The sequence below is a fragment of the Staphylococcus sp. HMSC077D08 genome (genome assembly GCF_001837945.1).
In the GTDB taxonomy this organism is placed as follows: domain Bacteria; phylum Bacillota; class Bacilli; order Staphylococcales; family Staphylococcaceae; genus Staphylococcus; species Staphylococcus epidermidis.
Map to the genome: position 1 here is coordinate 1 of NZ_KV834795.1, position 413 is coordinate 413.

1 pseudogene is annotated in these 413 nt (G+C 36.6%); it reads right to left on the reverse strand.

Features of this window, described 5'->3' with window-relative positions:
• Window positions 1–413, reverse strand: a pseudogene (locus HMPREF2663_RS08470) (cell division protein FtsK); the annotation flags it as partial.

Sequence of the window (413 nt, forward strand, 5' to 3'; positions counted from 1 at the left end):
GTATCAAACTTAGGGTCAACAATAATGAGTTCTGATATCGGTTTTAATACACTTAGTAAGTACGTCAGCATATAAGATTTACCACTGCCTGAATTACCTGCGATCGCTATAGATGTAATGTTTTGATAGTTTAAAGTTAATTGTTTCATGATCGGAATTTGTTGATTCGTTAGAGACGACGTAAAACGATCTAAATCAGAAATCACTAAGCGTTCTGATATCCCTTGTTGCCATGGGAAAAACAAAGCGCGTTGCGTATGAATATCGTCGGTATCCATAGGTACGAAATACGCAGAATTCTGTTTTAACAATGTGAATTTGGGATATAAAGCTGCACTCGCAATGAGAAATATTTTTTGATATAAGTCATCGTCCACAATATAGCCTGCAGGCAGGCGAGGAAGAAAGTAAAA